The organism is Rhizobiaceae bacterium (genome assembly GCA_023953845.1).
Classification (GTDB): Bacteria; Pseudomonadota; Alphaproteobacteria; order Rhizobiales; family Rhizobiaceae; genus Arvimicrobium.
Window position 1 is genome coordinate 619,062 of record JAMLJC010000002.1, and the last position, 13,321, is coordinate 632,382.

Annotated in this window: 10 protein-coding genes; 3 read left to right on the forward strand and 7 right to left on the reverse strand. The window is 64.4% G+C overall.

The features are described from left to right. The first annotated feature begins 102 nt into the window (after positions 1-102). The 3 genes from M9955_24945 to M9955_24955 are packed head-to-tail and all read left to right on the forward strand — an operon-like array spanning position 103 to position 4,651. Positions 103-2,952 carry a molybdopterin oxidoreductase family protein gene (locus tag M9955_24945; GenBank protein MCO5084896.1) on the forward strand — a complete coding sequence of 950 codons (2,850 nt, stop codon included), beginning with the start codon at positions 103-105 and terminating at the stop codon, positions 2,950-2,952. Next, a complete protein-coding gene (locus M9955_24950; protein MCO5084897.1) occupies positions 2,949-3,710 on the forward strand; it encodes a 4Fe-4S dicluster domain-containing protein in 762 nt (253 codons plus the stop codon). The genes M9955_24945 and M9955_24950 overlap by 4 nt, the downstream gene beginning before the upstream one ends. Positions 3,711-3,724: 14 nt before the next feature. Further along, positions 3,725-4,651, forward strand: coding sequence for a dimethyl sulfoxide reductase anchor subunit (locus tag M9955_24955; GenBank protein ID MCO5084898.1), 927 nt, complete (start codon positions 3,725-3,727; stop codon positions 4,649-4,651). Between the two features lie 9 nt (positions 4,652-4,660). Here M9955_24955 and M9955_24960 read toward each other — a convergent pair whose 3' ends face one another. The 7 genes from M9955_24960 to M9955_24990 all read right to left on the reverse strand — a co-directional run bounded on the left by M9955_24960 (position 4,661) and on the right by M9955_24990 (position 13,227). After that, positions 4,661-5,596, reverse strand: a complete 936-nt coding sequence (locus M9955_24960) for a lipid A biosynthesis lauroyl acyltransferase (protein MCO5084899.1) — start codon at positions 5,594-5,596, stop codon at positions 4,661-4,663. Continuing rightward, complete coding sequence (locus tag M9955_24965; protein MCO5084900.1) at positions 5,596-6,624, reverse strand: zinc-binding dehydrogenase; 1,029 nt, start codon at positions 6,622-6,624, stop codon at positions 5,596-5,598. Before M9955_24965 ends, M9955_24960 begins: the two co-directional genes overlap by 1 nt. Positions 6,625-6,654: 30 nt before the next feature. Further along, positions 6,655-7,923 carry a beta-ketoacyl-ACP synthase gene (locus M9955_24970; protein ID MCO5084901.1) on the reverse strand — a complete coding sequence of 423 codons (1,269 nt, stop codon included), beginning with the start codon at positions 7,921-7,923 and terminating at the stop codon, positions 6,655-6,657. A 12-nt stretch (positions 7,924-7,935) separates the two neighbouring features. After that, positions 7,936-9,123: a beta-ketoacyl-ACP synthase gene (locus tag M9955_24975; GenBank protein ID MCO5084902.1), complete on the reverse strand. Its 1,188-nt coding sequence runs from the start codon at positions 9,121-9,123 to the stop codon at positions 7,936-7,938. Positions 9,124-9,150: 27 nt separating this feature from the next. Continuing rightward, complete coding sequence (locus M9955_24980; GenBank protein ID MCO5084903.1) at positions 9,151-9,432, reverse strand: acyl carrier protein; 282 nt, start codon at positions 9,430-9,432, stop codon at positions 9,151-9,153. A 173-nt stretch (positions 9,433-9,605) separates the two neighbouring features. After that, positions 9,606-10,160: a histidine phosphatase family protein gene (locus M9955_24985; GenBank protein ID MCO5084904.1), complete on the reverse strand. Its 555-nt coding sequence runs from the start codon at positions 10,158-10,160 to the stop codon at positions 9,606-9,608. A 112-nt stretch (positions 10,161-10,272) separates the two neighbouring features. Beyond that, positions 10,273-13,227: a caspase family protein gene (locus M9955_24990; protein ID MCO5084905.1), complete on the reverse strand. Its 2,955-nt coding sequence runs from the start codon at positions 13,225-13,227 to the stop codon at positions 10,273-10,275. Positions 13,228-13,321 lie beyond the last annotated feature (94 nt).

Below are 13,321 nucleotides of genomic sequence, written 5' to 3' on the forward strand. Positions count from 1 at the left end.
CCGCCCGCGCTGTATGAATTTCGCCCCAAAGTGACGATTGCGGGCATTTCCTTTCCCGAAGGTCCCCGATAGGACTGTCGGGTGAGGAGTTTTTTGCCAGGAATGCAGTCCGAGCCGCGCCTTGCCCTGTCCGAGCCCGTCGGCGACGAGGTGCGCAAGACCACCTGTTATATGTGCGCCTGCCGATGCGGCATCGACGTGCATATCAAGGACGGCAAGATCCGCTATATCGAGGGCAATCGCGACCATCCGGTCAACAAGGGTGTGCTCTGCGCCAAGGGCTCGGCCGGCATCATGCAGCACTATGCGCCGGCGCGGCTGCGGGCGCCGCTGAAGCGCGTGGGACCGCGCGGCTCCGGCGAGTTCATCGAAATCTCATGGGACGAAGCGCTGGAAACGGCGACTGAATGGCTCGGCGCGGTGCGGCGGAGCGACCCTAAGAAACTCGCCTTCTTCACAGGCCGCGACCAGTCGCAGTCGCTGACCGGCTTTTGGGCCCAGCAGTTCGGCACGCCGAACTACGCCGCGCATGGCGGCTTCTGCTCCGTCAACATGGCGGCTGGCGGCATCATGACAATCGGCGGCGCGTTCTGGGAGTTCGGCGCGCCCGACTGGGAGCGCACGAAGCTGTTCGTGATGTTCGGCGTCGCGGAGGATCACGATTCCAATCCCATAAAGATGGGCATTTCGAAGCTGAAGAAGCGCGGCGCGCGTTTCGTCTCCGTGAACCCGGTGCGAACCGGCTATTCGGCTGTGGCCGACAACTGGATCGGCATCAGGCCCGGCACCGACGGTCTGCTGATCCTGTCTCTGGTGCACGAACTGCTCAAGGCGCGGCGGATCGATGTCGACTATATCCGTCGCTACTCCAACGCTTCCTGGCTCATCATCGACGCGCCGGGGCAGTCCGATCACGGGCTGTTCGCCCGGGATGAGGCGGGCCGACCGCTGATATTCGAGAGCGTGACGGAGCAGATTGCGCCGCACGGCAGCGCCGGCGCGCAGCCCGCGCTTTCGGGTCGCTACAGGCTGGAAGACGGGCGATTCGCCGTGCCTTCGTTCCAGTTGCTCGCCGAAAAATACCTCGATCCCAAATACGCGCCGGAAGCCGTGGCCGCCGAAACGGGCGTCGCTGCCGAGACGATTCGCGGACTTGTCGCCGAGATCGGACGTATAGCCTTCGATGAAGCGATCACGGTGGAGCAGGCATGGACCGATATGAACGGCCAGCGCCACGCGTCCTTCATCGGACGTCCGGTGTCATTCCACGCCATGCGGGGCATCTCAGCCCATTCCAACGGTTTCCAGACCGCGCGGGCGCTGCACATGCTGCAGGTGCTGATCGGCGCGGTCGATTGCCCCGGCGGCTTCCGTTTCGAGCCGCCCTATCCCAAGCCTGTGGAGGCGCATCCGACGCCGCATGGACGCGCCGAGCATTTCGGGTCGAACAAGCCCCTATCTGGGCCGCATCTGGGTTTCCCGCGCGGGCCGGAGGACATGCTGATCGACAAGGAGGGCAGGCCGACGCGGCTCGACAAGGCCTTTTCGTGGGATGCGCCGTTCGCGGTCCATGGCGCCATGCAAATGGTCATCGCCAATGCGCATGCCGGCGACCCGTACCCGATCGACGTCCTGTTCCTCTATATGGCCAACATGGCCTGGAACTCGTCCATGAACACGGCGGGCACGATCAGGATGCTGGAGGATCGGGACCCGGAAACCGGCGAGTACAGGATTCCGAAGATCATCTATTCGGACGCCTATGCGTCGGAAATGGTCGCCTATGCCGATCTCGTTCTGCCGGACACGACCTATCTCGAACGGCACGACTGCATCTCGCTGCTCGATCGGCCGATCACGGAACCGGACGCTGTGCAGGATGCGATCCGCTGGCCGGTCGTGGAGCCCGACCGCGACGTGCGCGGATTTCAGACCGTCATCCTCGATCTCGGGGCACGGCTGCGGCTGCCGGGCTTTGCCGACAGTCGCGGCATGCCGATCTACAAGGACTACGCGGACTACATCGTGCGCCACGAGCGGCGGCCGGGAATCGGGCCGCTGGCGGGTTTTCGCGGCGCGAATGGCGACCGGGCAGGGCGGGGTGCGGCCAATCCGGACCAGTTGCAGCGCTATATCGAGAACGGCTCGTTCTTTTCGGCCCACATTCCGCTCGAAGCGCAGTTCTTCAAGCATGCGAACAGGGCATATCAGGACTTTGCCGTGCGCATGGGGTTCTTCGACGAGCCCAAGCCGGTGACGTTCCAACTCTACCAGGAATCGCTGCAGAAATTCAGGCTCTCGGCGGAAGGCATGCGGGAACCGGTGGCGCCCGAAACGCACCGGCAGCGCATACTGGACACGTTCACGCCGCTTCCCGACTGGTATCGGCCATTCGAGGAAGATATGGTTTCGCGCGAGGCGTTTCCCTACCACGCGATCACGCAGCGGCCTGCGGCGATGTACCATTCGTGGGGGTCGATGAACGCGTGGCTGCGGCAGATCCACACAAAAAACGTGCTCTACGTGCCGGGCGCTGTCTGCGACGCCGAGGGACTGAAGACAGGCGACTGGGCCTGGGTAACGTCGCATCACGGCCGTATCAAGGTGGAGATCGCACGGACCGAAGCCGCCAACTCTGACACGATGTGGACGTGGAACGCGATCGGCAAGCGGGAAGCCGCATGGGCGCTGGACAAGCGCGCTCCGGAGGCCCAAAAGGGATTTCTTTTGAACCATTTGATAAAGGAACTTCTACCGCCGAAGGACGACGGAATGCGGTGGTCGAACGCCGATCCGGTCACCGGCCAGGCGGCCTGGTACGACCTGCGCGTCCGCATCGAGAAGGCGAAGCCCGGCGAAGTCAGCGAGCCGCATCTCGCGGCGTTGCGCGAGCCCGCGCCGGCTGATGTGCCGGCGAATGAACTTCGCTACGGGCAGGAGTGGGCGCATTGACCAGCCTGCCATCCCTGCCGACACCGAAAAAGCTTGGGCTCGTGATCGATCTCGACGTGTGCGTCGGCTGCCATGCCTGCGTCATCTCCTGCAAGGAGTGGAATACTGGCGGTTACGGCAGCGCGCTTTCCGATCAGGACCCGTATGGGCCGGACGTGTCGGGCACCTTCCTCAACCGCATCCACAGTTTCGAGGTGGTGCCCGAAGACGGCAAGGTCATCGGCGAAGCCGGCGATGCGCGGATCGTGCATTTCCCGAAATCCTGCCTGCATTGCGAGGATGCGCCCTGCGTGACCGTCTGCCCGACCGGCGCCTCCTACAAGCGCTCGGCGGACGGCATCGTGCTCGTCGACGAGAGCAAGTGCATCGGCTGCGGGCTGTGTGCATGGGCGTGTCCCTATGGTGCGCGCGAAATGGACCTTGCCGCCGGCGTCATGAAGAAATGCACGCTTTGCGTCGACCGCATTTACAACGAAACGCTCGCCGAGATCGACCGCGTGCCGTCCTGCGTCCGCACCTGCCCGGCCAATGCGCGGCATTTCGGCGATTTCGCCGACCCGGAATCCAACGTGTCGATCATGGTCGCGGAGCGCGGCGGCATGGATCTGATGCCGGAGCAGGGGACGCGTCCGGTCAACAAATACCTTCCGCCGCGTCCGAGGACCGTGCTCGCCGACAGCGCTCCGCGAACGGCCGCAGACACCGGCGGCACAACCGGGTTCTTCGCATGGCTCGACGGCGTGCTGGAGCGGATGTGAGACAGTTCGCCTGAATGCATCCCGCTTTTTCCATCATCATCTTCTCGACGCTATCCGGTCTCGGCTACGGGCTGGCGGCGGTGCTCGGGCTCGGTCTTCTGGACCCGGCCGCCTCCGCGACCAAGGTCGCGCATTTGGCAGCGCTTGCGCTGATCAGTGCCGGCCTGTTGTCCTCGACACTGCACCTCGGCAATCCGCAGCGCGCATGGCGGGCCTTTTCGCAATGGCGGTCGAGCTGGCTGTCGCGCGAGGGCGTCATGGCGATCCTCGCTTTCGTGCCGCTCACATGGTCGGCCGTCGCGTCGTGGTGGAGCGGCGCCTATCATCCGCTGCCGGGTATTCTAGGTGCAGTGCTGGCGGCCGGTACGGTCTATTGCACCTCGATGATCTATGCTTCGCTGCGTTCCGTCGACGCGTGGCATACGCGGCTGACGCCGGCCTGCTACCTGTTTTTCGCGGCAGCCGGTGGCGGCCTTCTTGCCACCTTCTTTGCGTTCGCCGGAGGTGGAGTTGCGCGATTTCCGACGCTGCTGGCGGCTGTCGCGCTGCTGGCTGCCTGGGGCGTCAAGCTGTCCTGGTGGAAGCGCCTGCGGACGCTGACGCCGCTATCCTCGCCTGAAAGCGCTACCGGCCTCGGTAATATCGGAAGGGTGAGCCTGTTCGAGCGACCGCATGTCAACGAAAACTACCTGACCCGCGAGATGGGATTTCGCATCGCCCGGAAGCATGCCGACAAGCTGCGCCGGATCGCGCTCCTCATCGGCGCCACAGTGCCCGCAGTCATCGTTGCCTTGCTGCTGCTTCTGGCGTCCCAAGGCGGTGTCGTGCCGGCGGCTGCCGCCGCCGCTGCCGCGTTGTGCTTTGCCGCAGGCGTTTTCATCGAACGCTGGCTGTTCTTCGCTGAAGCGCGTCACGCCGTGATGAACTATTATGGAAGCTGACGTGCCGCGCTATTTCGTCTTCGGCGGCGTCAGCGCCCAGCGCTTGTGGAACCACATCCACTGACCGGGATGTTCGCGCACCCAGCGTTCCACAATGTCGTTCAGAAGCTGCGCAGTGGCCTTCGCGTCGATAGCGCCCCTTGCGTCGCGCGGCAGATCTATTTTCGGCTCGACCTCCAGCCGGTAGCGATTGCCGGGCAGGCGGATGCAGCGCGCGGGATAGACGTCGCAGTCATATTGCCGGGCGAGTTTCGGCACCAGCGGCGAGGTCTCGCATTCGCGGCCGAAGAAGGTAGTGCGGATGCCGTTCTGGAATTTCTGATCGACCAGCACGCCGATGGTGCCGTTTGCCTCGAGGATGCGGGCCAGCGCGAAAGCCACGCCGCGCCGTGAAGCGAGCAGGTTGCCGATGCCGGCGCTACGCGCCTTCATGATGTAGCGGGCGAGAAACGGATTGTTGGGCGGGCGGAACATGAAAGCGGCGTCGAGCCCGTAATGGGTACCGGCGACGGCCAGCATCTCGAAATTGCCGACATGGGCGGTGAGCGTGATCCGCGGCTTCCTGCTGGCCGCCATCTCGTCGAAGCGGTCGATGCCGATCACTTCGACACGACCCACCTTGTCTGATTTGGAATCGAAGTCGAAGAGCGTGTCGAGAAAGATGTATTCGACCGCAAGGCGAGCCATGTTGGCCCACATGTCTGAGGCGATACGCTGGATCTCGGCTTCGGATTTCTCCGGAAAAGCCTTGCGCAGATTGTCGACGGCGACGCGATGCCGGCTGACTTTGGGGCCGACCCAGCGCCCGAAGCGGTCGGCCAGGTTGAGCGCCCGATCCGGCGGCACCAGCCGCATAAGACTGAGGAAGCCGATGGCGAATTGTGCGATCAGCCAGTAGTTCGCGACCTTCAGCCAGTTGGCGAGGCGGAACAGGAGGGGCCGCATCAGGCCACTCGGAGAATGATCTTGCCGAAGACGTCGCGGGTTTCCATGCGCGCCAGCGCGGCCCCGATGCCGTCGAACCCGACCTCTGTATCGATGACGGGTTGGACGATCCCGGCAGCCATCTTCTGCATGGCGTCGGCCATGTTCTCCATGCGGCAGCCGAACGAGCCGAGGATCTTCAGTTGCTGCTGGAAGAGCTGCATCAGGTTCACGGAGGTGGAAACACCCGAGGTGGAGCCGCAGGTGACCAGCCTGCCGCCGCGTTTCAGGCAGAGCATGGAGCCCGCCCATGTGTCTGCGCCGACATGCTCGAAAACGACGTCAACGCCCTTCTTCTTCGTCAGCTTGCGGACCACGCCCTCGAAGCGATCCTCGCGGTAGTTGATGACGTGATCGGCGCCGAGCGCCTTCGCCTTCTCGATCTTGTCGTTGGAGCCGACCGTGGTGATGACGGTACAGCCCATGCGGCGGGCGAGCTGGATCGCGGCGCTGCCGATGCCCGAGCCGCCGGCATGAATCAGGATCGTCTCGCCCGGCTGGAGCTTGGCGTTGTCGAACAGCATGTGCTCGACCGTGCCGAAGGTGATCGGCGCGACCGCCGCACCAACGTCCGTTACTCCGGGTGGGGCAGGGACAAGCAGGCGCGCCGGCAGGTTGATCTTCTCCTGCGCGAAGCCGTCGAGATGGAAGCCGTGCACGCCGCCGACATTCTCGCACAGATTGTCGCGCTTCTCGCGGCAGGCCCTGCACAGCCCGCAGGTGCGTGCGCCGAAGATTGAAACGAGCTGGCCGGGAACGAGGCCGGACACGCCGGGGCCGATGGAATCCACCACGCCCGAGGCTTCAGCACCGATCACCAGCGGCATCTTGCGCTTGGCGAAGGCCATGCCGCGCCAGCCCCAGACGTCGATATGGTTCAGCGCCACGACCTTGATGGCAACGGTCACTTCACCTGTTTCCGGGGCCGGAGGCGGGGGCAGGTCGACCGTTTCAAGACGGCGGTCTTCGACGAGTTGCAGTGCGCGCATGAAGCTATCCGACAAGACTATCGGCTGCGCTTAGACGGCTTCACGGGCCATGACAAGGCAGGCGTTCTGCCCGCCGAAGCCGAAGGAATTGGAGAGCACCATGGCCACGTCGGCCGGGCGCTTTGCGTTCGGCACCACGTCGAGCTCGATATTCGGATCCGGCACGTCATAGTTGATGGTCGGCGGAATGACGCCTTCGCGCATGGTGAGCAGGGAAAACGCTGCCTCGATGGCGCCGGCGGCGGAAAGCGTGTGGCCGATCATCGACTTGTTGGAGGAGATCGGGATCGACTTCATGCGCTCGCCGAAGACCGTCGATAGGGACAGATGCTCCATCTTGTCGTTTTCCGGCGTCGAGGTGCCGTGCGCGTTGATATAGTCGATATCTTCCGTGGAGACGCCGGCATCGGCCAGCGCCGCGGAAACGGCCGCAATTGCGGGGGACCCGTCGGGCTTCGAACGCGTGCGGTGGAAATCATCCGCCTTCTCGCCGCAACCCTTCATGATGCCGAGCACGGTTGCGCCGCGCGCCGTAGCGCTTTCGAGCGACTCGAGCACGAGGGCCGCCGCGCCTTCCGCGAGCACGAAGCCGTCGCGATCCTTGGAGAACGGTTTTGAGGCCCGTTCCGGCGCGCCATTCTGGGTAGAGAGCGCAGACAGCAGAGAGAAGCGGATCAGCGCTTCCGCCGTTGCGGAGCCATCGGACCCGATGGAGAGCGCGCGATCCGTCTCGCCGCGCCGGATCGCCTCGACGCCGAGCTGTATCGCCGTGGCGCCCGAGGCGCAGGCGGTCGACAGGGTGATCGGCAGGCCGGTCACGCCGAAACGGTCGGCAAGACGATCGGCAATGGCTGCGAAAAGCGTCGTTTCCTCAATCGCGCTGTCGTTGAGACCCTTGGCGGCGGCAAGAAGGCGGTCGTAGCCCGAGCCATCCTTGCCAGACGCATAGAGCGCAAAACGGTCATGCCAACTGATCTCGACCGGGGGGGAGGCGAGGAACAACGGACCTTCGAAATCGTCGCTGATGCCGGACTGGCCGATGGCCTCCGCCGCGGCCATCTCGGCAAGCTCGTGGGTGAGGGCGGTCGCGCCCTTGCTGCTCGACGGCAGGAAATCGATCATGCCGGAAATGGTCGTGTTCAGGTGATCGATCGGAAAGCGGCTGATGCGCTTGATGCCGGACTTGCCGGCGGTGAGTGCAGCCCAGTTCTCGGCCTTGCCAACGCCCAGCGGCGTCACCATGCCGATACCGGTGACGGCGACGATCGGTCGCCCAAGATGATCCCTGAAATTCGGCATGGCTGCCTCTCTTTAGCCCACTGCCTTGACGACCGCGACGCCCTCGCCAGTGACGTGGCCGATGATCGTCGCAATCGCCTGACCTGGTTTCGTATCCATGGCCTGTTCGGCGCTTTCCAGCGGCGGCAGCGCCGAGCGCCTGGAGACCGCCAGCGCTGCGAGAGCCACCGCGAAGGGAAACTGCGCCTCCTGCAGGTGGCCGATCGCTGTCGCCAGCGCACGTGCGCGCAAACCAGGGCGAGCGGCGATCGCGGCCCGTTCGGCCTCCGACGCCTGTCTCGCGCCCGACGCGCCTGCAACGACCAGCGTCTCGCCTTCGGCGGCCAGCGCCTTGTCTATAAGCCGCGCCAGCGATGCCGCGCGGTCCGGGTTGCTCGCGGACGCACGTCCCGCAAGCACCTTCGTCAGTTGTGCGTAGACGCGTGCGCCGCGCCCGGCGGCATGTTCGGCCGACTCGAGCACGAGGAATGCACCCCCGGAGCCCGCAACCATGCCGCCGCCCGGCGCGGAAGCGCGCTGCCAGACCGGCAGCCACTCGCCTTCGTGCAGATGGCGGCCGAGCGCATGGCCGAGCAGCATGCTGCGGTGCGTTGCCTGAAAGGCGCCGCCGACGAGCGTGATATGCGATTGGCCGGACGCGATGCGCGCATGCGCGGTGCCGAGCGCGGTCACGCCGCAGCCTTCCTCGCCCATGAAGGTGCGGGAGGAACCGGTGACGCTGTGGACGATCGAAATGTTGCCGGCCAGCAGGTTGGAAAGCTGGGCCAGAAACAGCGTGGGCCGCAGTTCCGTGGTGAGCTTTTCGTTGAGCAGGAGGTCGTGGTCAGCGCGCGCCTCGGAGGCGGCCATGATCGCCTCGTCAACGGCTTCGTCGCGCTCGCCGCCGCCCGCTGCGATAATCATGTCGGTACGCGAAAGCAGATCCTTGTCGGCCTTTACACCGGCATCGTCGAGCGCGAGCCCCGCTGTATAGGTCCCCAGGCGCTGCCAGAGCTCCATCTGGCGCTGGTCCGAGCGCTTCGGGATCTGCAGGTTCCAGTCGATTTCCGGAAGCGGATGAAAACTGTAAGGCGCGAAGGAGGTCTGGTCGACGTTAGGCCGGAAGCCGGGTGCGGCGAGGGCGCCCCAATGTGCCTCCGTGCCCTCCCCGAGCGAGGAGACCAGACCGATGCCGGTGATGACGACGTCTTGGTCAGCCATGGGCTTGCCTTGTCGGCCGCTCGGTCCTCAGGCGGACTTGGCGGCCACCAGTTCGTCGATCTTGGCGCACAGGTTCTTCATGACGAAATATTCTTCCGTCGAGCCACGGCCTTCATTCACGTCCTGCGTCCACTTCTCCAGCGGCACCTTGATGCCGAACTCCTTGTCGATGGCGAAGACGATGTCGAGGAAATCCAGGCTGTCGATGCCCAGATCATCGATCGTGTGGCTCTCGGGAGTGATCTTGTCGCGGTCGATTTCGCTGGTGGAGGCGATGATGTCGGCAACTCTGTCGAAGGTGGTCGGCACGGGAGTTCCTTGAGTGAACTTCGTTGGAAACGGATATCTTGAATCGACCGGCTCTTATTCGCTTTTCGCCGACAAGGGAAGTCGGCTCCGGCCTTGCCGTGTGTCTGCAGATATGCGCCCGGCCACCGTTTTGCGCAACCCCGCGCAGCCCTCCGGCTGTGGCGACGGATAGCTCAGTTGAAGATAATGCGGGCTGAAACGCGCAATCCGGCGTCCGTCGGCGCAACGATGACGGCCTCGCCCTCGCGTGGAGATATGCCCGTCAACGCCTTGATGTTCTCCAGGTGGGTGACCATCACCATATTGCCCGATCCGCTATAGTCGCGCACCGCCGCGATGACCGCTTCGTCGGCCTCTTTCGCGGCCGATTCGTCCTTGGGTAGTTCGTCCAGTGCGGGAAACTCTTCGACCCTGTTGTCCTCGAAAGCGATGCGGGCGGTGTCGCGTGCCCGGCAGTACCGGCTCGTCAGCACGCGTTCCGGATAGCCAGCGCGGGCGGCAAACAGCGCGCCGATCTTTTCCGCCTGCTGCCGGCCGCGATCCGACAGATTCCGCTGGGTAGAGCATCTCGTGATGTCGAAGTTCGCGGGATCGCCGGTGCCGGGCGCCGCCGCATGGCGTAGCAGGACGACCTGACCGCCGTTGCGCAACAGGGCCCAGCCTGCCTCTGTCGCGCCTGCCGGCGCCGCCAGGGCGCACGCCAGAAGGCAAAGTACAAATCGTATCATCATCGGGCCTCCCGCCGCTTCCATATAAGGATGCGGAGCGGGACGGCAAAGCCAAACGAGCGTGAGCGGCGGATCGGCTGCCTTCGAAAGCGCGGCGAGCCGAGGCCTGGACCTATTTCTGCGCAAGCTGTTCCTTGACCAGGGCAATCTTCTTGTCGAGCAGGAAGATAAGCGGATACTGGCCGGCGGCCATGAACCCTTCCTTGGCCTGTTCGAAATGCGCGATGGCCTCGTTGAACTCCTTTTCGCCGCCGCCGCGCGAGCCGAGCGACCAGTGGACATCGCCGATATTGTTGATGGTCATCGCCCATTGGCCGGGTTGGCTCTCACGTGTGAAGACGCGCTTGGCCTGCTCGAACGCTTCTTGCGCATCCGGAAGATATTCGGGCTTCTGTTCGAAATTGCTCAGATTGAGCAGGCATGTGCCAAGCCCGTTCTGCGCGGTCGCCCATTCCAGCGGCGCGTTGTCGAAGGTCAGCACTTCCAGCGCGGAGCGGCGAGCGGCGACCGAAGCCTTGAGATTGTCGATCATCGCGTCATGCTGGCTGAGACTTTGCAGGGCCGAACCGAGGCTGTTCTGGACCAGTGCCCACATCTTCGGCGTATCCGCCTTGTTGTAGACCTCCAGCGAGGACCGGAAAGCGCCGACGGCCTTCTTTATGGATTCCGGATCGTTGTTGAGCATCCCGGTCAGCATCAGCGTGTTGCCGAGCGTGTTGTTGGCCATTGCCCAGTCGAGCGGCAGGCGCTCGCGCGTGAACTCCTGCATCGCGGCTTCCGTGGCCCTGACCGACTCGTCCAGCTTGGCGACGTCGCCGGTGCGCTGGCCGATGGTCTGAAGCGTCGCGCTCATATTGTGCTGGACAGAAGCCCAGTCCATCGGTGAGCGCTCGCGTGTCAGCACGGTGAGTGCTTCCCTGAAGGCGGCGACAGCCGCTTCCAGATTAGCGGTGTCGGCGTCCAGCTTGCCCATATTGTAGAGGGCGTTGCCGAGGTTTAGCTGGCTCGCACCGTAAAGCAGCGGAAAACTTTCCTTCGTCCGCACTTCCATGGCCGTCCGGAACGCTGCGGCGGCCTCTTCGTGCAGGGCGCGGTCGTTGCGGGTGCTGCCCAGCGTGTTGAGGGTGTTGCCGAGGTTGTTCTGCACCATTGCCCATTGCAGCGGCGCTGCCTGCCGTGTGTACTCCTCCAGTGCCAGCCGGTAGGCCTTTTCCGCCTGCTCCAGCGTTTCGGTCGAGCCCGTGCGCTCGGCGAGGGAAAAGAGCGCGATACCGACATTGTTCTGCGACGACGCCCAGTCGAGCGGCACCTTCGCGCGGTCGCGCTTGTCGAGCGCGGTGCGGAATGCCTCGACCGCGCTTTCCAGTCTGGCCGGGTCGCTTTCGCGCTGGCCCAGCACCAGCAGGCCATTGCCGATATTCGTCTGCGCTGACGCCCAGTTGATATCATCCTTCTCGCGCTCGAAAACGGCGAGCGATTCGCGGAAGATCTGGATCGCCTTCTCGATGTTCGCGGGATCGGATTCGCGCTCGCCGATGGTCTGATAGACCACGGCCATGTTGTTGCGGGTGATCGCCCAGTCGCGGTCTTCCTGATCACGCGGAATGTAGTTCAGGATGATCTGATAGGCGTCGAGCGACCTTTCGAGCAGGGCGCGGTCGCCGGATGCGTCTCCGGCGGCCATCAGGGCTTCCGCTTCCTGGTTCTTGTAGTTCCAGCGCAGACGCTCGTCCCATTTCTCGACAAGTTCGTGAGCCTTGCCGTAGTCGGCGGCGGCCGCGAGATAGTCGAAGGCGAGCGCCGACGCATCGGCGCGCTTCGCATAGACGGCCGCGTCGGCGATGCGCTTTTCCTTGACGAGCTGTTCCGCCTCATCAACCGCTGAACTGGTCGCCTCCACGCGTGCTACCGCTTCGTCGAGAAAGGTTTTGGCCGCGACCAGCGCGCCCTGCCGAATCGCGTCGTCCGCGGAGGCGCTGAGCCGCTTGATTTCCGGATCGTTCGAGTTCAGCGCATTGCGTTGGTCGATCATCTTCCTGACGCGCTCGGCCTGCGCATCGAGCACCTTTTCAAGCTCCTTGGGGTCGGAAGGGGTTTCCGAACCGAGCGCGCGCAACACACCGAACAGCGAGTCGAGGGGCACGTCGGCCCTGGCGGCTACCGTCTGTACCTCGGCGCGGCTTGCTTCCGGCATCTCGGAAATCGTGAGAAGCAGCTTCCGGCGCTCGCCGGTGATGACGCCTTCGTCGCCCTCGGGCTGTTCGATCGGCACGCCGAAATAGAGGAAGCGCCGCAGGCTCTCGTTGATCCACGGTCGCTGCTGCGCCTTGGTGTCGAGGTAGACCTCCTCCGTCACCATGCGCATCACGGCGCCGAATTCCTCGCCGTCGATGGCGCCGAGATGGCGGAGCAGCGCCGCGGCATAGGGGCTGTTTTCGCCCGCCGGTCCGTCGAGGGCAGGGCGGCCGGGTTCGGCCGCGAAGCCGATCACCGTGCCGAGATTTTCCTTCGACTGGCTCGCACCGCCGCTCAAGGGAGCAGCGCCGCGCACGGGCGTCAGGCCACCGGCTGCAATCGGCGAGCCCTGGTCATCGGGTGTCTTCCTGATCAGTGCGCCTTCGGGGAAGGGATTGGTGCGGCAGGCGTCCAGCAGCACGATCGCGACGGGAACGGTCGCCTTGAACTCGTCCATGACATTGGAGAGGGCGACCAGCGTCTCCTCGGCGTTCTCCAGAGAATCCAGATCGGCGTCGACCGGAACCAGCCAGTTTTCGCCGCCCGCCTCGATGCCGTGCCCGGAATAATAGAGGAAGGCGACATCCGCGCCCTCGGCATCCTCGACGAAGCGCTCCAGATCACGTTTCAGCTTCTTCGCGTCGCGGTCGCTGACGCTACGGGCGTCGAAGCCGAGATCCGACAGGAGGCCGACCATGTCGCGGGCGTCGTTCGATGGATTGGGCAGCGGCGAGATGTGCTCGTATTTCGATTGGCCGATAACGAGCGCGACGCCATTCAGGGTCGGCTTGTCGTCGGCTCGCGCAAAACTCGCCGCTACGAGGGCCGCCAAGAAGATCACTGCTCGAAAGGTCGCGCCTGCCAGCATTCCCGCTCCTTCCAACTGCCGAACGCCCGTCGGTCACCCAGGCGATGCTCTCCGAACG

Bases quoted from the DNA above. Each gene is read 5' to 3' on its own strand.
- M9955_24945 (MCO5084896.1), top strand. From the start codon at position 103: ATGCAGTCCGAGCCGCGCCTTGCCCTGTCCGAGCCCGTCGGCGACGAG.
- M9955_24955 (MCO5084898.1), top strand. From the start codon at position 3,725: ATGCATCCCGCTTTTTCCATCATCATCTTCTCGACGCTATCCGGTCTC.
- M9955_24960 (MCO5084899.1), bottom strand. From the start codon at position 5,596: ATGCGGCCCCTCCTGTTCCGCCTCGCCAACTGGCTGAAGGTCGCGAAC.
- M9955_24965 (MCO5084900.1), bottom strand. From the start codon at position 6,624: ATGCGCGCACTGCAACTCGTCGAAGACCGCCGTCTTGAAACGGTCGAC.
- M9955_24970 (MCO5084901.1), bottom strand. From the start codon at position 7,923: ATGCCGAATTTCAGGGATCATCTTGGGCGACCGATCGTCGCCGTCACC.
- M9955_24975 (MCO5084902.1), bottom strand. From the start codon at position 9,123: ATGGCTGACCAAGACGTCGTCATCACCGGCATCGGTCTGGTCTCCTCG.
- M9955_24985 (MCO5084904.1), bottom strand. From the start codon at position 10,160: ATGATACGATTTGTACTTTGCCTTCTGGCGTGCGCCCTGGCGGCGCCG.